Annotated in this window: 18 protein-coding genes and 1 tRNA gene; 15 read left to right on the forward strand and 4 right to left on the reverse strand. The window is 39.8% G+C overall.

Features of this window, described 5'->3' with window-relative positions; all coding sequences use genetic code 11:
- Nucleotides 1–89: 89 nt before the first annotated feature.
- The 3 genes from BT_RS15045 to BT_RS15055 all read right to left on the reverse strand — a co-directional run bounded on the left by BT_RS15045 (nucleotide 90) and on the right by BT_RS15055 (nucleotide 8,059).
- Nucleotides 90–2,198 (reverse strand): glycoside hydrolase family 2 protein, encoded by a 2,109-nt coding sequence (locus tag BT_RS15045; protein WP_008767256.1) that lies wholly within the window; start codon nucleotides 2,196–2,198, stop codon nucleotides 90–92.
- A gap of 19 nt (nucleotides 2,199–2,217) precedes the next feature.
- A complete protein-coding gene (locus BT_RS15050) occupies nucleotides 2,218–3,648 on the reverse strand; it encodes an alpha-L-fucosidase (protein WP_032841307.1) in 1,431 nt (476 codons plus the stop codon).
- 370 nt (nucleotides 3,649–4,018) lie between these two features.
- Nucleotides 4,019–8,059, reverse strand: coding sequence for a hybrid sensor histidine kinase/response regulator transcription factor (locus BT_RS15055; protein WP_011108547.1), 4,041 nt, complete (start codon nucleotides 8,057–8,059; stop codon nucleotides 4,019–4,021).
- 425 nt (nucleotides 8,060–8,484) lie between these two features.
- On the opposite strand from BT_RS15055, the gene BT_RS15060 reads away from it, so the two are divergent.
- The 3 genes from BT_RS15060 to BT_RS15070 all read left to right on the forward strand — a co-directional run bounded on the left by BT_RS15060 (nucleotide 8,485) and on the right by BT_RS15070 (nucleotide 9,916).
- Nucleotides 8,485–9,258, forward strand: a complete 774-nt coding sequence (locus BT_RS15060) for a class I SAM-dependent methyltransferase (RefSeq protein ID WP_011108548.1) — start codon at nucleotides 8,485–8,487, stop codon at nucleotides 9,256–9,258.
- Between the two features lie 74 nt (nucleotides 9,259–9,332).
- Nucleotides 9,333–9,683 (forward strand): helix-turn-helix domain-containing protein, encoded by a 351-nt coding sequence (locus BT_RS15065; protein WP_011108549.1) that lies wholly within the window; start codon nucleotides 9,333–9,335, stop codon nucleotides 9,681–9,683.
- Between the two features lie 14 nt (nucleotides 9,684–9,697).
- Complete coding sequence (locus BT_RS15070; RefSeq protein WP_008767260.1) at nucleotides 9,698–9,916, forward strand: hypothetical protein; 219 nt, start codon at nucleotides 9,698–9,700, stop codon at nucleotides 9,914–9,916.
- On the opposite strand, the gene BT_RS15075 is transcribed toward BT_RS15070, so the two are convergent.
- Nucleotides 9,900–10,604 (reverse strand): SIR2 family NAD-dependent protein deacylase, encoded by a 705-nt coding sequence (locus tag BT_RS15075; RefSeq protein ID WP_011108550.1) that lies wholly within the window; start codon nucleotides 10,602–10,604, stop codon nucleotides 9,900–9,902. The genes BT_RS15070 and BT_RS15075 overlap by 17 nt on opposite strands.
- A gap of 471 nt (nucleotides 10,605–11,075) precedes the next feature.
- Between BT_RS15075 and BT_RS15080 the strand changes: the two genes are divergently transcribed.
- From BT_RS15080 to BT_RS15135, 12 genes are all read left to right on the forward strand, one after another.
- Nucleotides 11,076–11,660 carry an FKBP-type peptidyl-prolyl cis-trans isomerase gene (locus BT_RS15080; protein ID WP_008761811.1) on the forward strand — a complete coding sequence of 195 codons (585 nt, stop codon included), beginning with the start codon at nucleotides 11,076–11,078 and terminating at the stop codon, nucleotides 11,658–11,660.
- A gap of 20 nt (nucleotides 11,661–11,680) precedes the next feature.
- Entirely contained in the window at nucleotides 11,681–12,556 is an 876-nt protein-coding gene (locus BT_RS15085) for an FKBP-type peptidyl-prolyl cis-trans isomerase (protein ID WP_008761810.1), read from the forward strand.
- A gap of 160 nt (nucleotides 12,557–12,716) precedes the next feature.
- Nucleotides 12,717–13,181 (forward strand): Lrp/AsnC family transcriptional regulator, encoded by a 465-nt coding sequence (locus BT_RS15090; protein ID WP_005928359.1) that lies wholly within the window; start codon nucleotides 12,717–12,719, stop codon nucleotides 13,179–13,181.
- A 4-nt stretch (nucleotides 13,182–13,185) separates the two neighbouring features.
- The gene (locus tag BT_RS15095) at nucleotides 13,186–13,497 is read left to right on the forward strand and encodes a DUF4491 family protein (RefSeq protein ID WP_008767264.1); all 312 of its coding nucleotides are present in this window, start codon (nucleotides 13,186–13,188) and stop codon (nucleotides 13,495–13,497) included.
- Nucleotides 13,498–13,590: 93 nt separating this feature from the next.
- Nucleotides 13,591–13,664 (forward strand) — tRNA-Ile (locus BT_RS15100).
- A gap of 142 nt (nucleotides 13,665–13,806) precedes the next feature.
- Entirely contained in the window at nucleotides 13,807–15,075 is a 1,269-nt protein-coding gene (locus tag BT_RS15105; RefSeq protein WP_011108551.1) for a phage integrase SAM-like domain-containing protein, read from the forward strand.
- A gap of 78 nt (nucleotides 15,076–15,153) precedes the next feature.
- A complete protein-coding gene (locus BT_RS15110; protein ID WP_011108552.1) occupies nucleotides 15,154–16,020 on the forward strand; it encodes a hypothetical protein in 867 nt (288 codons plus the stop codon).
- 134 nt (nucleotides 16,021–16,154) lie between these two features.
- Nucleotides 16,155–17,048 (forward strand): endonuclease/exonuclease/phosphatase family protein, encoded by an 894-nt coding sequence (locus BT_RS15115; RefSeq protein ID WP_011108553.1) that lies wholly within the window; start codon nucleotides 16,155–16,157, stop codon nucleotides 17,046–17,048.
- Between the two features lie 167 nt (nucleotides 17,049–17,215).
- Nucleotides 17,216–18,826 carry a DEAD/DEAH box helicase family protein gene (locus tag BT_RS15120; protein ID WP_011108554.1) on the forward strand — a complete coding sequence of 537 codons (1,611 nt, stop codon included), beginning with the start codon at nucleotides 17,216–17,218 and terminating at the stop codon, nucleotides 18,824–18,826.
- 335 nt (nucleotides 18,827–19,161) lie between these two features.
- Entirely contained in the window at nucleotides 19,162–20,181 is a 1,020-nt protein-coding gene (locus BT_RS15125) for a DUF3871 family protein (protein ID WP_048699232.1), read from the forward strand.
- A gap of 86 nt (nucleotides 20,182–20,267) precedes the next feature.
- Nucleotides 20,268–20,714, forward strand: a complete 447-nt coding sequence (locus tag BT_RS15130; RefSeq protein WP_011108556.1) for a JAB domain-containing protein — start codon at nucleotides 20,268–20,270, stop codon at nucleotides 20,712–20,714.
- A gap of 150 nt (nucleotides 20,715–20,864) precedes the next feature.
- Nucleotides 20,865–21,452: a tyrosine-type recombinase/integrase gene (locus BT_RS15135; RefSeq protein WP_011108557.1), complete on the forward strand. Its 588-nt coding sequence runs from the start codon at nucleotides 20,865–20,867 to the stop codon at nucleotides 21,450–21,452.
- Nucleotides 21,453–21,879 lie beyond the last annotated feature (427 nt).

Below are 21,879 nucleotides of genomic sequence, written 5' to 3' on the forward strand. Positions count from 1 at the left end.
CATTTAAAAGAGATTCTTTCTCATTTCATTCATAGGCTTTTATATTTTAGATTCAACATTTTTCAGATTACATACAGAAACGTCTCCGATTACCAACCTGCGTGCTCTTCTTTGTTTTCACTCCAATCGGCACTTCGCTTCTTTTCGCCGGTATAGTTCCATTCAATCTCGTCAGTGTATTCTTTTCCATTATATGTTGCAACGGTTTTAATTGTATTCTTACCTTGTTCCAAGGTTACATCAGCCAAGACATAGTGCACATCCGTGTAGCCTTGGCGTATACCCGTCAGTTCTTTTCCATTAAGATACACTTGCGGTGTACCTATGTTAGAATAAACAGTGACAGAAGTATGTTTTCGTTCGCGGTCGATGTTGCGACGCTGGGTCAGGTAGAGTACGGGATCTTTGCTCCAGTTAGCTTTATACCAGTAATAGGAGTCCTTTTTGATTTTCCGGTCAAAAGTGATCAACCCCTTCAAGTTACGGGCAGGTACACCGCCACGGCTCCACATCGGTACACCAAAGTCAAACATATTCCAAAGATAAGAAGCGATGATATAGGGATGCTTTGCAATGACACTCCATTGGTATTCATGCGTCTTGGTCTGAAAAGTTTCCGGATAGAAAGACTTTCCCCAGTTCAGAGCATCACCCAGATATTCTGTCTGATGGTCCAGATTTGCATCAGCACCATATTCCGTCAACATCAGTTTCTGCCACGGGTATTTCTCCTCCAGCCCTTTTACCCAAGGCTCGATATCCTGCAACTTTTTCTCATACCATCCGAAGTAGCGGTTCATTCCCTGAATATCCGCATTTTGATTGACCGGATGCTCTGCATGGCCATAACCATTTACAGATACAGTGTAGCGGTCAGGATCCTCTGTCTTGGCCAGATTATGCAGAGTCTGTGTCAGTCCTGCCGTATATTCGTGGGGCTGGTATACTTCATTGTGCAATCCCCATACATAAATGGAAGGGTGATTGAAACTTTGACGAATCAGTTCACGAAGCTGAGACTGTGCATTTTCGGCTTCATATCCTGTCACCCGATTCACAAAAGGAATCTCTGCCCAGATGACCAATCCCAAAGAATCGCAACGGGAATACAGGTAATCCGACTGTTGATAGTGGGCGAAACGGACAGTAGTCGCTCCGATATCCATAATCTGAGCCAAGTCGAAATCATGTTCTTTGTTGGTAAGCGCACTACCCAATCCCCACCAATCCTGATGACGGGTTACCCCATACATCGGGTATTTCTCACCATTCAAGTAGAAACCTTTGCCTGGCACAATCTCATATCTACGAACACCCAATGGCTGTACCACCTCATCAATTACTTTTCCGTCCGCCAGTAAGCGGGAAATAACCTTATATAAATAAGGGTCCTTACGTCCCTGCCACAGATGCGGTTTATTCAGTTTGAAGGTAGAAATGTAAGTCTGTGTTCCCTGCGGAGTGAGTACCAAAGGAAGGCGATGGGAAGTGACCTTCTTGCCATTCTGCGTATAAATGGTATTTTCGAGTACCAAGTCAGCAGGAGTAAGACTTCCATTGTCCAGCTTCACTTTCACTGTGATATCGGCAGAGCGTTTCGATACATTCCTTTGAGTAATATATACACCCGGAGAGGCACAATCGGTAACTGTAATGTTATTCTGTTCAGTAATAATCAGCCATACCGGACGATAGATACCTCCGTAAACCCCAAAAAGATTGTGATTTACCGGAATCACATCAGAACGTGAAGCATTATCCGCCTTTACCATTATCTCATTCTCAGCTCCCAGTTTCAATGCGGTTCCAATTTCAAAAGCAAAGGCGCTGTATGCTCCCCGGTGCATTCCGACAAGTTTACCGTTGACATACACTTCTGTGTTGGCGCCCACACCTTCAAAGCGAAGAAATACACGCTTCCCTTTCAACTCATTGCCAAAGAATTGTGTTTTCCTGTAATAACCAACTCCTTCATAGAAAGCATCAGCTTTTACCTGCATATCTTTAGCGTTCCAGGTATGAGGCAAGTTTACAGTTTCCCAGTCCGCATTCCATTGAGCAGCGACCTTCACCGGGTCCTGTGAAAAAGGCCCGCGTTTGAATAGCCATCCTTCATTGAAAGAGGTCACTTCCCGGGCAGAGAGTGAAAGAATCTGCCCGATAAGCGCTGATAAAATGAGTATATATTTAAACTTCATAGAATCGTTTCTTTATCATTTATGTTAAAGCATCTCGATAAATACTTTTTGTTCCTTTAGCTGCACGAACTTTAAGCTGAATTACATAAGGTTCACCCGGATTCTTTTTAGGAACAGATACGTTATATTCATTGCGGGTTGTCTCAACAACAGTGATATCTTCACCGGTAGTCAGCAAAGTGGCTTTTTCTACTGTAATGCCTTTCGGAGTCTTTACAATCAACCGTTCACTATAAGGCTGATTGAATACTACCATATAAACTTCATCGTTTTTACCACGTGTATAATATCCCCAGTCTTGTTTTTCAAATCCGGCATAATCGCAAGCATAAACAGCTTTTCCGTAACGATTCATCCACTTACCAATCGCTGTAGCCATTGCTTTCTCTTCGGGACGGAAATCACCATCTGCCTGAGGCCCGAAGTTGACAACCATGTTTCCACCCATGGAAACAGCGTGTACAATGCGGTCAATGACTTCAATCGGAGTTTTCACATAGCTCAATGACCAGTCTTTGTGATATCCCCATTGATTTTCGGGTATAGTCATGCAGGCTTCCCAGTCCCACTGTGTAACTTTGAGATCTTTCACCGGATCGGGCAAGCGGCGTTCGTAGCCGGATTCGTAGTCACCCATCAGACGACCATTGCTATCAAAATGTCGCTTTCCTTTGTCATCAGCACGTAAGCGGCTATTGATGGCAACACCCGGAACGAGTTCCTTCAACATTTGTTCTGCATGAGCTGTCCACCAACCATTCTTTTTAACGCTGGCATCCCACGTACCATCAAACCAGAAGTCCTTAACGGTCGGGTAACGTGTTGCCAGTTCTTTCAGTTGATTGTCGGTAAATTCAAGGAAACGGCTGAAGGCGATGCTATCTTCTTTGGATTTTATATCATAACGATAATCCGGATTACTCCAGTCCATCACTGAGAAATAGAAGTGTACATCAATTCCTTCGTCATTATAGGCTTTCACCAACTCGCCCAATATATCACGCTTATATGGGGTATTTGCTACGGTATATTTAGTATACTTACTAGGCCACAGACAGAAGCCTTCATGATGTTTCGTTGTAATCTTGACATACTTAGTACCCATTTCTTTGGCCATCTTTGCCCATTTCTTCGCATCAAATTTCGTAGGGTTCCATTGATCCATCAGTTTCAGCCATTCATCAGCAGGTACTTTTGCCCAGCTTTTCAGCCATTCGGCAGCTCCGCCATATACTTTTCCATTCCACTCTCCCCCGGGGATAGCATACAGTCCCCAGTGGATGAAGGCACCCAAACGATTGTCACGGAACTTCTGCATGGCAGGGTCTTGCCGTTTACCTTCATTCGTAGCTCCATATTTCAAAGGAATTTCCTTCTTTGCTTCTTGAGCAAACGTTACAGAACTGACAGTAATCAATAATAAGAGTAATGTTATTAATCTGCTTTTCATGCGATAAATTATTGTGTTTTTCATACTTATTTTATTGTCTTTGATTCTATGTATTAAAACAGAATGAAAGCATTGCAAAAATAGGAGACCTATATGACATCCATAAACACAAATTTTGCAAAAAGAACATTTCTGCATCCACATGGAAGATTTGGTCACCTATAATGGAAGATTTGGATACATCGCCCTTCTTTTTCTGCACAAATGATGTTATCCAACGTATAGCAACCTATAGGCAGACATTGGGGGGATTAATACCTGGTTTGTCAGGTATTAACAGCTGATATATCAGGTATTAACAACTGAATTGTCGGATATTAATAGCTGATATGCCGGATATTAATACTTGAGAAGTCAGGTAATGAAACAACTACTCCTTCCTACTCCTGACTCCTTGCGGAGCAATCCCGAAGAAGGCTTTAAAGGATTTGCTGAAATAACGGGGAGAAGAAAAGCCGAGCCGAACGGAAATCTCTGTTATATTTAGTTCCGGATGCTCTGTCAGCAAAGACATAGCTTCATCCAGCTTCACTTTCAAGATGAACTCATTCGGAGTCAACCCGGTCATTTGTTTAAACTGCATATATAATTTGCTACGTCCCATACATAATTCTGAAGCAAGCGCAGTAACATCAAAATCAGGGTTCTCAAAATTCTCTCTGACAATATTTACACATTTCGTCAGCAGTTCTTTATCTTTCTCATTAATAGCTTCCGCTACAGGAGATTCCGTAATGACCTTACCCGCATAATGTGCAATCAGACGTTTCTTGTTTTTTATCAAGTTATTGCAACGGGCCACCAATACCTTTATATTAAACGGCTTCGTTATATAATCATCCGCTCCGAACATCAAACCTTCTACAACATATTCCACAGAAGTCTGTGCTGTCAACAGAACGACAGAAATATGAGAAAGTTCTACATTGGTCTTGATTTTATAGCACAAGTCCTTACCTGACATCTCAGGCATAATCACATCACTTACTATCAGATCCGGTTGTATTTGTTGCGCCATCTCCAGTCCTTCGCGTCCATTACACGCAGTATATACATTATACATCGGTAAGAATATATCTTCCAGCATGGACAATAGTTCGGTATTATCATCTACCAAAAGAATCGTAGGCTTATCTTCTTCATCCATATTTTTCTGCGATTCAGGTTCTTTTATCTCTTCCGCCATCAACTGTCCATAAGAAGATACAGAAGCTTCCGGAATAATCAGTGACTCCCGACCTTCCGTCACAGCCATCTCTTCATCACTGAAATGTCGGTTTCCTAAAGGTAGAGACAAGATAAACTTAGTACCCTCACCAACAGTACTTTCTACCTCAATCTTTCCATGATGCATATTCATAATTCCTTTTGCCAACGCCAATCCGATGCCTGTCCCCAAAGTAAAAGAAGAGGAAGAAGAGGCATTATCCGTCTGATAGAACCGGTCGAATATCTTCGAAATATGTTCAACCGGAATCCCAATACCCGTATCACACACTGAAACTACGGCCTGTGAAGCAACTTTCCTTACTTCTACAGTTATATTTCCCTTATTGGATGTATACTTAAAAGCATTCGACAATAAATTAAAAATCACTTTCTGTAACTGTATTGGATCAAACCAGACAGAAATCGTTTCCTCTACAGAATCAAAGCGATATGTGATCTCCTTTTTTTGTGCATATTCATAAAAACACATATAAATCTGACGAGTAAAAGTAACCAAATTCTGTTCTTCAACTCTGAGTTTCAAATAACCCTGCTCCTGTTTGCGAAAATCGAGCAACTCGGAGATCAAATTCCGCATATGCCAGGCGTTTTTATATATACGCTGAATACGATTATAAACGGTTGTGCCCAAATCCATTTGCATCAATACTTCAATTTGCCCCAGAATAAGCGTTAATGGAGTACGAAATTCATGAGAAATATTAGTAAAGAAGCGCAATTTTACTTGATTGAGTTCTTCAATCCTCTCTTTTTCTTTTCGCTCAAACTCCAATGAAGACCTCAGAGCCGCCTGCCGTGTTTTAAAACGAACAAATGCGACCATCAATGCAGTCAGACAAAGGACATAAAACAGATATGCCCATATGGTAGCATAAAAAGGAGCGGAAACATGTATATTCAAGCAGATTGCATCTTTCAAACTCTCCTTATTTTCCATCGAACGAACTTTGAGCGTATAGTCTCCAGGAGGCAGATTGGTGTAAGTAACCGTAGTGCCCGAAGTCTGGGTCCACACCTTATCGAAGCCATCCAGATAATATTCAAACAAACGATTACGGTCACTATTATAATTAAAAGTAGCAAATTCCACTGTTACGTTATTCTGTTGATAGCTTAAAAAGATATCCGACGTTTTCGCCAATATCTCAGTCAGGATGCCGGACTCATCACCAGGAGCTATTTCGTCATTGAAAATAAACAATTTATCAAAATTCAAGAAGCTTTTGACCTGAGATTCATAAAAGGACCGCTCTTGAAACATAGCCAATCCATTGGTACCACTGATATAAATAATCCCATTTTTGCTTCGATATAAAGCGGACCCCAAATTATAAGTCTGACGAAACAAGTGATAAGTCTCTTCTGTAACCTCTTTTTCACGATCAAAGATAGAAAGCCCTTTCCCATGCAAAACAAGCAGACAATTATCCCGGGCAGACTCGCAGATATAATAACAATAATTACTCGGAAGTACTCCATTGGTAGTTCCGTAAGACTTGAAAGTATCCTGTTTCTCCTGATACTTGAATATCCCCGCGCCAATCGTACTAAAATAAATATCTCCTTTATTATCTTCAAAAATATGCACGGTTTTGTATCTTCCTACCGTCAACGTGTCTTTCTCACTATCCGCCATATATTGAGTCACTTTTGAAGAAGATAAATTGACGCACACTATCCCTCCGCCACCAACAGCAAGCCACATACGATGCCGGCTATCGATCAGAAACGTTTCAAAAGCATATTCCCGACTGATCAATTTCTGGACAGACGGATCATCCGTAAGCGGTGAGAATTTCTCGGTCACCGGATCAAAAAACACCGGACCACCTTGTGTCAACATCGCAATGCCATCCTTATACTCCTGAATATCGTTCACAATCTCATGAGGCAACGAAGCAGGGTCACCGGTAACATGATGGAGAGTGTGTCCCTTGTTCGATTTTAAATCCAGAACGAACAATCCTCCTAAATGAGTCCCCGCATACAATCGATTATTCTCCTTTCTATAAAAGATCGACTTGACATTATTACTCCCTAATGTCCCCTGATCTCCTTTATGATACATATATCGGGAGAAAACGCCAGTATCCCCATGATAACAATTCAGCCCTCCACCTTCAGTACAGATCCACACATTTCCTGCACTATCTTCAGTCATTTTACCGACTACCGGAAAGCTGAGACAGTCTTCACGTAAAGGTTCGGCACAATAAAAGCTATGATTATTCTTATCGGGATTGAATACATTCACTCCTCCATAATAAGTCCCGACCCAAATATTACCTTGCATATCTTTATGAAGAGAGAGAATAGAAGTATGGCTTAAAGAATTTGAAGAACTTCCATAACGCGTATAATGACTCCACGTATCAGTAACCGGATCGTAACAATCGATTCCCTTGAACGTACCTACCCAAATATGCTTAAAATCATCTTCCAGCACGCATCGGACCTGATTATCGGATAATTCACCCATTCCCGAATGACTAACATAAGCGGTTGTCTCCCGATTGGGAGAAATACGGTACAAGCCGTTCCAAGCTCCCACCCATATATTTCCGGAACTATCGCCTAAAATACAATTGCCCTTATCAAGGGTAAGTAAAATCTCTTGCCGAAGAGGGTCTTCACGTGATATTGCGACCAAGTATTTTCTGGTAACCACCCATACAGTCTCTTTGTCTACATAGAGTGCTCTCCCCACAAAACCTTTCTGCACACGAGCAAAGAATGTCAGCTCTGTACCCTGTCCCGTATAATAATAAATGCCGTCTGCACAACTCACCCAAAGTGTATCTTTCTTACAAAACAGTCCATACACACCTTTCTGTCGCAAACAAGTGAATTGCTCCGTATAAATATCCAGTTTAATCAGATCGTTTCCCGAACGAATATACATTCTTCCGTTTTTATCTCCACATAATTCGTTAATCTCATTATTAGTCAGTCCATGATTACTTTCCGAAGGCTGGAATACTTTTACATCCTTACCGTTGTATCTATTCAGTCCCTCAGTAGTTCCCAGCCAGACTGCCCCTAACTCATCCTGATAAATTGATGGGATACACACCTGAGATAATCCATCAGATACTCCCAAATGCTTAAAATAATGATTAGTGGCTTCCGCCATCACCATAGATAAAAGACTTAAGAGAAAGGTTATTGTTCTTCGCCACATTTTACACATAATTATATTGCGGGTAGCAAAAATACAAAAAAAACATAATTATTGGTTAAGAATCTCTTTAATTTATACCCTTCCAGCCGAAATGCAGTTTATTCATTTGACGATTCTTGCTAAAATACAGTCCCACAGTATTTTTTCAAGGAAAAATCAATGGTGTTTTTAGGTTAAAACCATATCTTTGCCACAAACTAAAAAGAATAATTGGATGTTAATCACATTTACATTCCGCAAGGATCTCGTTCTGTAAATAATCTGTAAGTCTTCCTCTCATTACAGATTATCCCTTACATTTTCTCCGGCATATTCATGTCAGAGTTGATTTCTATTTTCTAAAAAATAACAACTATTGTAGGCTCAAATGGTTTTATGCATCCTCGTATGCCTCCATTTGACGTACACCTAAAACATTAAAAACAATGAGTAACAATAATACATCTATACATGATTTCGATTTTTCTTTCATATGTAACTACTTCAAGCTGCTGAAACGTCAAGGTCCCGGAAGTCCGGAAGCCACACGCAAAGCTGTAAGTTTCATCAACGAACTGACCGATGATGCTAAGATTGCCGATATCGGCTGCGGCACAGGCGGTCAGACACTGTTTCTGGCTGACTACGTGAAAGGACAGATTACGGGCATAGACCTCTTTCCCGATTTTATCGAAATATTCAATGAGAATGCGGTGAAAGCCAATTGCGCCGACAGAGTAAAAGGAATCACCGGATCAATGGACAATCTCCCGTTTCAGAACGAGGAACTCGACCTGATCTGGTCGGAAGGAGCAATCTACAATATAGGATTCGAACGTGGGATGAACGAATGGAGCAAATACCTGAAAAAAGGCGGTTTTATCGCAGTGAGCGAAGCATCCTGGTTCACTTCGGAACGCCCTGCGGAAATAGAAGACTTCTGGATGGACGCCTATCCGGAAATCAGCGTGATCCCGACATGTATTGACAAGATGGAAAGGGCCGGATATACTCCAACAGCCCATTTCATCCTACCGGAGAACTGCTGGACAGAACATTATTTTGCCCCACAAGATGAAGTACGGGAGACATTCATGAAAGAACACGCGGGAAATAAAACTGCGATGGATTTCATGAAAGGTCAGCAGTACGAACGAAGCCTGTATAGTAAATATAAAGATTACTATGGCTACGTATTCTATATAGGACAAAAAAGATAATCATTATCTGTGCCGGAGAAGTTGGCAAGATAGGACAACTCTCCGGCTCTTATTATTCTTTATTTTGCATTAAAATGGAAACGAAAGAAATAAATAGGCAGGAATATAAATTACGGATCGACAAAGTGACCGAATATATTCATCAAAACATAGACCAACCTCTATCATTGCATAAGATGGCAGGAATCGCGTGCTTTTCTCCTTTCCACTTTCATCGCGTTTTCACGTTTCTGACGGGCGAAACACCGACGGAATATATCAAACGCACCCGGATTGAAAAAGCAGCACTGCTACTACAGAATGACAGGCAACTGTCTGCGACCGAAATTGCCAGTCGCTGTGGTTTCAGCAGTTTATCACTCCTCAGCCGCAACTTTAAGCAACATTTCAATATCACTATCCGTGAATTTCGTTCACAGGAATAAACACCTAAAAAGACATGGAAAATCAGATTCTAATTTTTCGGACCTCCATCACGAAGAGACGCGACATCAAGCTCATCGGAAGTCTCCTGGCAAAGTTCCCGCAAATCACCCGATGGAATGTAGATTTCGAGGACTGGGAGAAGGTATTAAGAATCGAGTGCAGCAATATCACCGCACTCGAGATTTCGGAAACACTCCGGAATAGTCATATCTTTGCTACGGAGCTGGAATAAGCAGTTGTTTCAGTTCCTCCACCCCTTCAGAAGCTCCTTTCCGAAGGACGTGTATCGAACGGGAAGTATGTGTATCCACCGGCTTCGGGTCTATCAGATACACCTCTGCTCCTCTCGGTACATAATGCAGCAAACCTGCCGCAGGATATACATTGAGCGATGTGCCGATGATAACGAATATATCCGCCTTTTCTACATATCGGACAGCTGTCTCAATCTCCGGCACCGCCTCTCCGAACCAGACAATAAAAGGACGCAACTGAGTTCCGTCACCAGCCTTATCCCCCATTTTCACTTCATACTCTTCCGGCTTCAGTTCCTTTATATAATGAGGGTTATACGGGTCTCTGCTGGAACAGACCTTTGTCAACTCACCATGCAAGTGAACGATATGGCTGCTTCCTGCCCGTTCGTGCAGATTATCTACATTCTGTGTGATAACCGTCACATTGAAATTCTTTTCCAGCTCCGCCAGCAGTTCATGTCCGCGATTCGGCTTCACTTCCAGCAATTGTTTCCTTCGTGCATTATAGAAGTTAATCACCAATGCAGGATCACGCTGATATCCTTCGGGAGTAGCTACCTGCTCCACAGGATATTTATCCCACAAACCGCCCGCATCACGAAATGTGCTGATTCCACTTTCGGCACTCATGCCCGCACCTGTCAATACTACCAGATTCTTCATAACCGCTCCTCCTTATTATTAAAAGATGTACAAATGTAATCAGAATCATTGAATAAAAGAAGACTTCCGCCCGCATAATCTAATCCAAGGTATACAAGAATTTAATGCTGCCCATACGAAGACTTACTGCCGGTCATGCGAAAAACTATTCGTCTGACAGATGTGTTTCTTTCGTCTGACAGTTGTCAGACGAAAAATCAACAGTTGTCAGACGCAAGTTCAACAGCTGTCAGACGAATAAATTCCAGCATAAACAAACTTAAACAGTAAGAACACAAAGATTAAATCTTAGGAATGAAGGAATTAATTCCTTAAAGAAAAGAGACTAACTTTCACGGATATAAGAATTTTTAAATACTAAATGCTAAATCATTCAAATAAAACGTGTACTTTTGCGATTCATAAATTTGCAATTGATTGAAAGCTAAAACCATGAAGGTGACATGCTTCAATCTTCAACAAAAACATTATATGGATAAATTCAGTTACGCTATTGGCCTCGGAATCGGTCAAAACTTATTAAGCATGGGTGCAAAAGGCATCGCCGTAGATGACTTTGCACAAGCAATTAAAGATGTATTGGAAGGTAATCAGACGGCTATCAGCCATCAGGAAGCCCGCGAAATAGTGAACAAGTATTTCGAAGAACTGGAAGCTAAGATGGGCGCTGCCGCCATCGAACAAGGAAAAGCTTTCCTCGAAGAAAATAAGAAAAAGCCGGGCGTGGTTACGCTACCCAGCGGACTGCAATACGAAGTGATCAACGAAGGCACAGGCAAAAAAGCGAAAGCTACCGATCAGGTAAAATGCCACTACGAAGGCACACTGATCGACGGTACACTGTTCGACAGCTCTATCAAGCGCGGAGAACCGGCTGTATTCGGCGTCAATCAGGTAATCCCGGGATGGGTGGAAGCATTGCAACTGATGCCCGAAGGTTCCAAATGGAAACTCTATATTCCGTCCGACCTTGCTTATGGCGCCAGAGGTGCCGGAGAAATGATTCCTCCCCACAGCACATTGGTATTTGAAGTAGAATTACTCGAAGTATTATAAATAAAAAATTTCAAAGCAAAATGAAAAAAGTTAGTATTTTTATGGCAATCGCCGCTGCTGCAAGTCTTGCTTCTTGTACAGCTCAAGCTCCTAAAGCAAATCTGAAAACAGACATCGACTCACTGTCTTACTCTATCGGTATGGCTCAGACTCAAGGTCTGAAAGGCTATCTGACAGGCCGTCTGGACGTTGATACTGCTTACATGGCAGAATTCATCAAAGGTTTGAACGAAGGTGCAAACAAGACTAGCAAGAAAGACATCGCTTATATGGCAGGTCTTCAGATCGGTCAGCAGATCAGCAACCAGATGATGAAGGGTATCAACCAAGAACTGTTCGCTGGTGACTCTACCAAAACGATCAGCAAAGACAACTTCATGGCTGGTTTCATCGCAGGTACACTGGAAAAAGGTGGCGTGATGACTATGGAAGCTGCTCAGGAATATACTCGCACAGCTATGGAAACTATCAAAGCGAAAGCTATGGAAGAAAAATACGCTGACAATAAAGCTGCCGGTGAAAAATTCCTTGCTGAAAACAAAACTAAAGAAGGTGTGAAAACTACTGAAAGCGGATTGCAGTACAAAGTAATCACTGAAGGTAAAGGTGAAATCCCTGCCGACACTTGCAAAGTGAAAGTGAACTATAAAGGTACTTTGATCGACGGTACAGAATTCGACAGCTCTTACAAACGTAACGAGCCTGCTACTTTCCGTGCCAACCAAGTAATCAAAGGCTGGACAGAAGCTCTGACTATGATGCCTGTAGGTTCTAAATGGGAACTTTACATCCCGCAAGAACTCGCTTACGGTTCAAGAGAATCAGGACAGATCAAACCGTTCTCTACTCTGATTTTCGAAGTTGAGTTGGTAGGTATCGAAAAAGATAAGAAATAAGAAAGTATCTTTCTAAATAGAAAAAGGAAAGGGGTGCAAAGTCTTTGCACTCCTTTTTTTTGCTTTTTCCTATTTTTTTTCCCGTAAAAGAAGAATAATTAAAATAAATCTCTATATTTGCTTACTATTTGATAACAACAGGAAATTATAATTTATTATTATGGAAAAAATAGACAACCTCGACAGGCAGATTCTAGAGATTATTTCACAGAATGCCCGCATCCCTTTCAAAGACGTAGCAGCCGAATGCGGAGTGTCACGTGCAGCTATCCATCAACGCGTACAAAGACTGATCGACTTGGGCGTCATCGTAGGCTCAGGCTATCATGTAAACCCGAAATCACTGGGTTACAGAACTTGTACATACGTGGGAATCAAACTGGAAAAAGGTTCTATGTACAAATCAGTGGTGGCCGAGTTACAAAAGATTCCGGAAATTGTGGAATGCCATTTCACTACCGGTCCTTACACCATGCTGACCAAACTCTACGCATGCGACAACGAACACCTGATGGACTTGCTGAATAACAAAATGCAAGAAATACCGGGTGTGGTTGCTACAGAAACACTGATTTCTCTGGAACAGAGTATCAAAAAAGAAATTCCTATCCGCGTAGAAAAATAACAGAATGGAATTCCTGAATGAATATCACCTTGCCGGGTTATTTATCGGAATTTGTACCTTTTTGATTATCGGCCTTTTTCACCCTGTCGTGGTAAAGGCCGAATATTATTGGGGCACCAAATGCTGGTGGATATTCCTGATACTAGGCATTGCAGGTGTCGCAGCATCGCTGAGCATCGACAATGTCATTCTGTCTTCTCTGTTAGGCGTATTTGCCTTCTCTTCGTTCTGGACCATCAAAGAGGTCTTTGAGCAGGAAGATCGGGTGAAAAAAGGCTGGTTCCCCAAGAACCCGAAACGCAAATATAAGTTCTGAGAAGAGAAAGTATTGTAGTTTTTTATTGTTAGGACTTGCATATTTCAATAGAAAATACTACTTTTGTCACCGCATCCAGTAAACGGATACACCGGACTTGTAGCTCAGTTGGTTAGAGCAACAGACTCATAATCTGGAGGTCCCTGGTTCAAGCCCAGGCTGGTCCACAAAACTAAAAGGCTGATTCCTAACGGAATACAGCCTTTTTTGTTTGCAGACCCTCCAGATATAACTCTGTTGCTCTTGGTTGATTTACTCCTATTTTAAGCAGATGTTGACTAATTGTTGACTAATTAAAATAGAGCTAATATGCTGACTATTAAAGCTGAGATTAAAAGGAGTGAACTAAAAGTTGACGGAACTTATAACGTCAAGATTAGATTCACATTAGACCGCAAGGTAAAACGCTTATCCACCAACCTGTTTGTAACTCAACAAGACCTAACTAAATCCCTCAAATTCAAAGAGGACACTTCCATTAAGAGAGAAATAGATAGGCTTGTTCTCTATTATAGGGAACAGTGCTTAAAACTGCAATTAGACCAAAATCATTATTCATTGGATGAGATAATTGAGTTCCTAAACGGAGAGCAAGAGAAGCAACAGACCATTGACTTTATAAAGTTCAGTCGTGAGTGGATAGCTTCTACTACCATAAAAGGAGCACCCAATTACACTACTGCCATCAATGCTTTGGTACGGTTTGTAGGTAAGGAAGAATTGGATATAAATCTTATCACCTTAGACTTCTTGGAACAGTTCAAAGCATTTTTAATTGGAGAACGTGATGCACGTACCAAGAAACTAATGCAGCAAGGTAAACGTGTGACCTCTAACCGCACCCTTTCCCTCTACTTGGTAAGCATCAAGAAGCTGTTCAATGAAGCCAAACGTAAGTTCAATAAGAAAGACAAGAACCTTATTCTTATTCCTAACTCACCCTTTGAGGACTTCAAGATACCTAAACAGGAAGCTACACGTAAGAGAGCCATTCCAGCAGACATCATTAAAAAGGTGTGGAAGCTGCCTTATAAAGACATGAAGAAAGGATATAAGTCCACCTGCCGTTATAACTTGGCTAAAGATTGTTTCATTCTCTCATTCTGTCTTATTGGAATCAATTCAGCAGACCTTTACAATGCTACTAAAATGAGAGGGAACACTATTATCTATAACAGAACCAAAACCAAGGCTCGTAGATTGGATGGTGCAAAGATGATGGTAGATATTCCTAAGATAGTGCAACCTCTTATTGATAAGTACAAGGATAGCACAGGAAAACGTCTGTTCAACTTCTATCAATATTATGGGGATGAAAAGACATTTAACAAGGCTATCAATTCTGGATTGAAAGAGATTGGTTCAATATTAGAAGTAGATGATTTGGAGTACTATGCAGCGCGCCATTCATGGGCTACTATTGCATTGAACAAAGTAGGCATAGACAAATATATAGTCCATGCAGCCCTTAATCACATAGACGACTCAATGAAAGTGACAGACATTTATATTGAACGTGACTTTGTAAATGAGAACAAGGCTAACGCCAAAGTTGTGAAGTACGTGTTTGGTAAGTAAGCTAATAATTCCTCACTTGCAGCAAATGCAGGTGAGGATTATTTTTTAACTTTGTACTGAATTAGAGCAAAAAGCATTATGGATGATAATCTGTTCATTGAATATATAAACTCCCCTTATGAAGAGCCACAAGATATGCTCCCTAAGATTGATGAAACTATGCTGACTGATATGGAGAGTAGTTTAGAAACTGATTTCAAAAATGAATATCAGCATGAAGATGTTACTTCTATTTTGGAGAGCATTGAATATATCAGAATCTATTGTAGAAACTTCCCATGCTTCAATGGCTTCGATTATCAACCACTCCAAGCTCCATTTGCATACTATCGTAGTAGAGAAATCTATCTAAAAGAACTACCCTTTACAGAAGATGGATTTTATAAATTCACGTACATACAGGATGCAATAAAAAAGTTAGGGCTAAAAGCTCAACCTACATTTGAGTTTATTGCATTCTTATATCATATTATTAAGGTGTGGAGCGAGAATCAGATAACCACAAGTGGGACAAAGATTGATAACATTCTCTACTTATTGAAGGAGCAACCCAATACCAAATTAACTATGAATATTAAGGTAGGCAGTAAATCCTTCGAGTTTAACAATTCATTGTTCATTCAATCTTTATTGGAGTTCTATTCTTCCCATGACCTTGTCTCTCATGGTCTCATTGAAAGAGAGAATAAGAGAGTGAGAGAACGTACCATCCAATATTCTTTGGTCAAAACATTGTTAGACTATCTTCCCATCAAAACTGATAAGTCTGAGGGAGTCAGCTTTGTACAGGCAGAAAGAGACTTAGCTTTATGCACTTTATATCTATGTAAATTACTAATGGGTGACCCTGCATACGTTTGTACCAAAGATAACAACGCTACATTTGACAAGTTGATGAGAGACTTCAAAGACTTTAATATTACACTTCATAAGATGCTAACCTAATGATATTCAGCAACGTAAAAACAGGGATATAAAACTTACTCTTACATACCCTATTTAAGAGACATATCTTTGCACCGCTTTCAGAAAGCTGGCAGGCACGTTGCCACAGACTAATCACTGAAAGCCCCAAAGACATGAAGAACTTAAATTTATTGTTCATCGAAGGTAACCGCACTAAAATTGACAACTCTAACGTAGTTGAATCTTACAACAAGATTAAGGCATGGGGATTCATCGAAACAATGCCTATTGAATACTTCCCAATGGAAGAAGCTAAGAATAAATTAGGCGGTAGAAAGTTGTACAGACCTACTATTACTCGTAAGAAAGGGGAAGGCTCTGCTACTATCAGCAATTTCGAGATTAAAATGGTTGAAGTACAGGAAGCAGACTATGACAAGTACGACGGTGTTTGTGGCGATGGTCAGCATAGAACAATAGCCCTCATGTTTGATGAATTGAAAGATGTTACAGCTACTTATCAGCCAGTAAAACTCTCTAAAGAGAATATGGATATATTGGCTTACATATCAATACGTAACAATGGCAGGAAATGGTCTAATGATGATTTTTATGCTTCCAATATTTCAACAGGAGATACTAATGCAGACTATATCCTTAATAAAAGGAAAGAAGGCTATATTCCTGCATTCCTTTTCAATGTTTATACTCTTGGAACATCTAATCTGACAGCAGCACAAATCAAGTCAATCCAACAAGGATATAAGAAACTCTCTGACTTTAGTAAAGTTCAAATCAGCAAAGATACACAAGATAAGGGAGATAGAATCTTAGCGGCATTAGAATCTAACAGCTTCATCTCTAATGATAGGTTTACTGGACGTTTTGGAGCAGGACTGAAAGCATTCTTTACTGAATGTAAGGATATAGAAATAGTTGTAAACACTATCAACCATATCAATAAAGAGAATTGGAATAAGTACTTCACCCCAATTGCAGGTCAGAGCATGGAAGCCAAATCTTATAAGGAAGCTCTAACTAAATTGACAGAACAAATAAAGAAGTAACCTGTTCGATAGCCCATGTGACAGGTGGGCTTCTCTACTCCAAATTCTTGGGTTTAGCATTTCAGCCTTATAGAACTATCTCAAATTACCCATTATATGAACTTTAGACATATCTAAGATTCTATAATTGGGGTTACAGCTAACAGATTTTTAAAAGCCAACAATATATGATAACCAAGTTAGATATTCAAGAGAAAGATGGATTCCTTACCATGAAGGACTTCCCTATGAACTGCATCTTTAATAAGGTCAAGACAGGTTGCGGTGCTACTACCATAGCACTTACCAATAACGAGAATTATATCATTACTGTTCCAACCACAGAACTGATTGAGAACAAATGCTATCCAACTAAAGATGCAGATGGTAATGTGAAGTTCTGGAAGAAACATGAACGCAGAGCAGGATTAAGTCCTGTTGTTAATAACCTGTTTGGCTTATATGGAAATTTCACCTTAGAGCTAAAGAAAAAATTAAAGGATTACTTATCTTCTGTTGGAGTAAAGAAGATTATCTGCACCTATGACAAGATAGACAAGTTGATGGAGTTTATCAATCCTAAAGACTTTAAACTGACGATTGACGAATACCACAACTTCCTTAAACAATACTCATTCAGAGACAAGGCTATTAATGGGGTGTTGGCTCACTTTAAAGAGTTCAAATCCTATTGCTTCTTGTCAGCTACTCCTATTCCAAACAATTTGAAGCCAGCAATCTTCAATGACATTCCAGAATACATAGCTGATTGGAATACAACAGATGATATTACTGTTTATCCTTACCATACAGACAAGCCTTATATGGTAGCAGCCAAGTTTATCAAGACCTACCAAGCTAAAGGTTGTCTGAATGTGAACGGCATAGAGAGCAAGGAAGCATATTTCTTCATTAACAGCGTTACAGAGATTAAAGCCATACTTAAACAGACACAACTAACAGAGGATGATTATAGAATTATTTGTGCTGACAATCCTAAGAATAGAAGAACCTTAGAAGAATATACTATATCAAGTTCTGCTGACGCTCCCAAGAAATTCAACTTTATCACTTCCAAATCATTTGAGGGTGTGGACTTCCATTCTGAAACAGGATTATGCTTTGTTGTCAGCAATGTTCAGAACAGACACACATTGGTCAGCATTGATATGGATATACCTCAAATTGTAGGAAGAATCAGAACCAAGTCCAATCCATTTAGAAATAAAGTAGTCCATATCTTCAACACTAAAGCTACTGACCATTACACAACATTTGAAGAAATGGAGCAGATTGTGGATAAGGAAGTAAAGGCAGCACAAGAAAGGGCTGATATGCTTAATAATACCAAACTATCAGAAGCGGCAACCAAGCAACAGATTAATGAGATTAAGAAAGTTGGGATTGAATCTTACCTATCTTATCAAGAGAATAAATTTGTCGTTAATGATATGGTAGCCAAGTTACAGCTTTACAGCTATTATATTGCTACTGTGGTTTACCAATCAGACAAATCATTAAGAGAAACTTATGCCCAATCTGGAATAGTAACTACTAAAGGTAAATGGCATATCGCACCAGAGAAGTTTGTCAAGGAATTAATTGTAAAGCCAACTTTCAGAGAACTACACAAACGATATTGTGAAATCAAAGCAAACCCAATGACATTTGACTTGCAAACCATTGATATAGAACATGAATATCCAATCTTAGGCAGAGCTTACCGCCAACTTGGAGTGAAAGAATTAAAGCGATTGCGAACCATCAAATCCATTCAAGAGGCTTTAGGTGAAGCATAAACCTATCTCATAAGATGATTACATAAGTTTATAGTGTAACGAGCGAGGAGGTACACTACATTATTATCCCCCCTCATGGCTCTAAATAAAAAAGAATGCTTTAGAAATGTAGTCCAACGGCTGACAGGAATAAGCATTCTTATTAATCTAAGAACAGGCACGATGCACGATTATCACAGTCTGCCAATAATTTACTAATACTCCTCATTTCCTTTGAAAGAATCTTTAGGGAAAGACATAGGACAGCCTAAGATGCAAGCGAAGAAATTCACTTGTGTTTTAGGTTTGTTCTTGTTAAATCCATTCAATCAATAACCATTTAATTCAATTTCATTATGAGAGATTTAGTAATTATGCCAGCTATGGCACAGCGTAGAGAATCATTAAACATGGGTGAGTTTGCAGAAGAAGCAATTATTGTGGAAGAAGTTGCAGCACCCAAAAGAGTAAACCATTTCATTGAAGCAAACACACAGGAAGTAACCTTACAGCACTTACAGCAAGACTGCATCATTCCAAGTTTTGCATCAATGGAGGAAACCATAAGCCACCAATCCTTTATAGGTGCAGTAGTAGATGCAGCTAAGGATTACTTTCATGGAGAACAGTTTGATATGCCAGAGATTAGAATCTCACACCCTATCAATGGCAGAATACCAAGTGCATTAGGTAAGAAAGCATCTGAATTGACAGACGAAGAGAAAACTTTGTTCTATCAGAGAATGTGTTTCTGTTTTGAAATTCCATCCATTGTACATGATGAATACGGTAATCGTTTAGCGTTATCCATTGGTGGAGTGAGAGCATATAACGAGATTAACCTATACAGTAAGAAGTCTGTTGAGAGATTTAAAATCTTCATAGGCTTTCGTAATCGTGTGTGCTCAAATTTAATGCTTACTACTGACGGCTTGCAGGATAAGATAGAAGTCCTAAGCATACAGGAACTATATGCAGCAGCATTGAATCTGTTCCATGCTTACAACCCATCCAAAGACCTGCATCTGTTAAGGACACTTGGGCAGATGTCAATCTCAACGAGTGAGTTCTGCCAGATAATAGGCAGGATGAGATTATATCAAGCTCTTACACCCAACCAACAGAAACGCTTACCTCGTCTATTATTAGGAGACAGTCAGATTAATGCAGCTTGCAGAGCATTCGTTTCTGATGCGAACTTCAAGAGTACAGGGGACAGCATTACAGGCTGGCAGCTCTTAAACCTGCTCAATGGTTCTGTGAAGTCAAGTTACATAGATAACTTTTTGGAGAGGAATCTTAATTGCACAGAGTTCGTACAAGGCATTCAACGTGCCAAATTAGGAGATAGTGAATACGCTTGGTTCTTGGGCTGAGTGGATTGTTGATTGAGAGAGGAAAGGGCAGCTATTCAATTAGTTGTCCTTTCTTTATATCTACCAGCTTATTAAGACATCAAATTATGGATATAGATTATACTGTGGGAGAAGTGGAACTGTCCTACAAACCCAAATTCAAGAATATATATAAGGTAGTCAGTTCAGAGGATGCTTATAAATATTTGCTTCCTACATATAAGGAGGGTACAATCTGTTACAAAGAATATTTCAAAGTCTTGTTTCTAAACCAAGCCAGCCAAGTTTTAGGTTACACTCTCATATCAGAGGGAGGAATAACAGATACGACCGTAGATGTCAGAGTAATTCTACAAGCTGCATTGCTCACCAATTCAGTAGCTATCATTCTTGCTCATAACCACCCAAGTGGTAGCATGAAACCAAGCAGGCAGGATATGGAGATTACTAAGCAGGTCAAAGAAGCTGCAAGACTTATGAGAATTACAGTAACAGACCACCTCATATTAACAGATGCAGGATATTATAGCTTCGCAGACGAGGGAGAATTATAATAAGGTAGAGGGCACTCAATTTCTAAGTTGGGTGTCTTTATCATATTCACTTCTACTATTAGTGAATGTTCCATTAATAATCAGTGAGTTAGTAAATCCAACTCAGAATTAATATTCACTTCTATTCATTAACTTATAAAACAGAACATTATGTCACTTAAATATTCAAGCACAACCGCAGACTATCTTGTTTGGTCTGATGCAATGAACCTAATAAGGAAGTTAGCCAAAGACGAGAATTATAAAATCTCACTTCTTATAGCTTTAGGATGCTTCACAGGATTAAGAATATCTGATATTCTATCTCTAAGATGGAAGCAGATATTAGATGCTGACGAGTTTACAGTAATTGAGAAGAAGACAGACAAAGTAAGGACTATCAGACTGAACCCCCAATTACAACATCATATTAAAGAGTGCTACGAGCATATAAATCCTGTTGGAATCAATGCGCCAATTCTTATAAGTCAGAAAGGCACTATCTTCACAGTTCAGAGAATCAATATCATTCTTAAAGAGGTGAAGAAGAAGTACAGGTTAAAGATTAAGAACTTTAGCTGTCATTCGCTTAGAAAGACATTTGGTAGGCAGGTCTATAACATGAACAGCGATAATGCTGAACTTGCCTTAGTAAAGCTGATGGAACTGTTCAATCACAGTTCTGTAGCCATTACTAAGAGATACTTGGGATTAAGGCAGGAAGAAATCTTGCAGACTTATGACTGTTTGAGCTTCTAATGATTGGGACAGGATTATTAAGATACATCTTTATAGTGGTCTGAACGGTTCTGTCCCAAATCAATGAAATATTGAGTTTAGATATATCTAAAGTCCAATCTTGACAGTTCGGCATTTCAGCCTTATAGAAGTAAGTCAATTCCATAAGTTTACAGATTTTAGGATTATCTCAACTCTTATTAAGCATGTTACAGATAACACTTCTTAAATATCCAACAATATACTGACTTAAAGATGATAATTCAAGGCAGGTAAGAATATTCAGAATTTACTCTTTATATGAGGAGAAGTGAATTTGATACCCACATGGATTTAGAGAGTTTAGATGCGACTCTGCTTAAATACTCCATTAATTCCCTGTTTTGTAACACAATAATTACTATTTCTCCTTATTCCATGCCTATTAATTTAGAACCTTTCACTATCT

Source organism: Bacteroides thetaiotaomicron VPI-5482 (genome assembly GCF_000011065.1).
GTDB lineage: Bacteria > Bacteroidota > Bacteroidia > Bacteroidales > Bacteroidaceae > Bacteroides > Bacteroides thetaiotaomicron.

Bases quoted from the DNA above. Each gene is read 5' to 3' on its own strand.
- BT_RS15045 (WP_008767256.1), bottom strand. From the start codon at position 2,198: ATGAAGTTTAAATATATACTCATTTTATCAGCGCTTATCGGGCAGATT.
- BT_RS15050 (WP_032841307.1), bottom strand. From the start codon at position 3,648: ATGAAAAGCAGATTAATAACATTACTCTTATTATTGATTACTGTCAGT.
- BT_RS15055 (WP_011108547.1), bottom strand. From the start codon at position 8,059: ATGTGGCGAAGAACAATAACCTTTCTCTTAAGTCTTTTATCTATGGTG.
- BT_RS15060 (WP_011108548.1), top strand. From the start codon at position 8,485: ATGAGTAACAATAATACATCTATACATGATTTCGATTTTTCTTTCATA.
- BT_RS15065 (WP_011108549.1), top strand. From the start codon at position 9,333: ATGGAAACGAAAGAAATAAATAGGCAGGAATATAAATTACGGATCGAC.
- BT_RS15070 (WP_008767260.1), top strand. From the start codon at position 9,698: ATGGAAAATCAGATTCTAATTTTTCGGACCTCCATCACGAAGAGACGC.
- BT_RS15075 (WP_011108550.1), bottom strand. From the start codon at position 10,604: ATGAAGAATCTGGTAGTATTGACAGGTGCGGGCATGAGTGCCGAAAGT.
- BT_RS15080 (WP_008761811.1), top strand. From the start codon at position 11,076: ATGGATAAATTCAGTTACGCTATTGGCCTCGGAATCGGTCAAAACTTA.
- BT_RS15085 (WP_008761810.1), top strand. From the start codon at position 11,681: ATGAAAAAAGTTAGTATTTTTATGGCAATCGCCGCTGCTGCAAGTCTT.
- BT_RS15090 (WP_005928359.1), top strand. From the start codon at position 12,717: ATGGAAAAAATAGACAACCTCGACAGGCAGATTCTAGAGATTATTTCA.
- BT_RS15095 (WP_008767264.1), top strand. From the start codon at position 13,186: ATGGAATTCCTGAATGAATATCACCTTGCCGGGTTATTTATCGGAATT.
- BT_RS15105 (WP_011108551.1), top strand. From the start codon at position 13,807: ATGCTGACTATTAAAGCTGAGATTAAAAGGAGTGAACTAAAAGTTGAC.
- BT_RS15110 (WP_011108552.1), top strand. From the start codon at position 15,154: ATGGATGATAATCTGTTCATTGAATATATAAACTCCCCTTATGAAGAG.
- BT_RS15115 (WP_011108553.1), top strand. From the start codon at position 16,155: ATGAAGAACTTAAATTTATTGTTCATCGAAGGTAACCGCACTAAAATT.
- BT_RS15120 (WP_011108554.1), top strand. From the start codon at position 17,216: ATGATAACCAAGTTAGATATTCAAGAGAAAGATGGATTCCTTACCATG.
- BT_RS15125 (WP_048699232.1), top strand. From the start codon at position 19,162: ATGAGAGATTTAGTAATTATGCCAGCTATGGCACAGCGTAGAGAATCA.
- BT_RS15130 (WP_011108556.1), top strand. From the start codon at position 20,268: ATGGATATAGATTATACTGTGGGAGAAGTGGAACTGTCCTACAAACCC.
- BT_RS15135 (WP_011108557.1), top strand. From the start codon at position 20,865: ATGTCACTTAAATATTCAAGCACAACCGCAGACTATCTTGTTTGGTCT.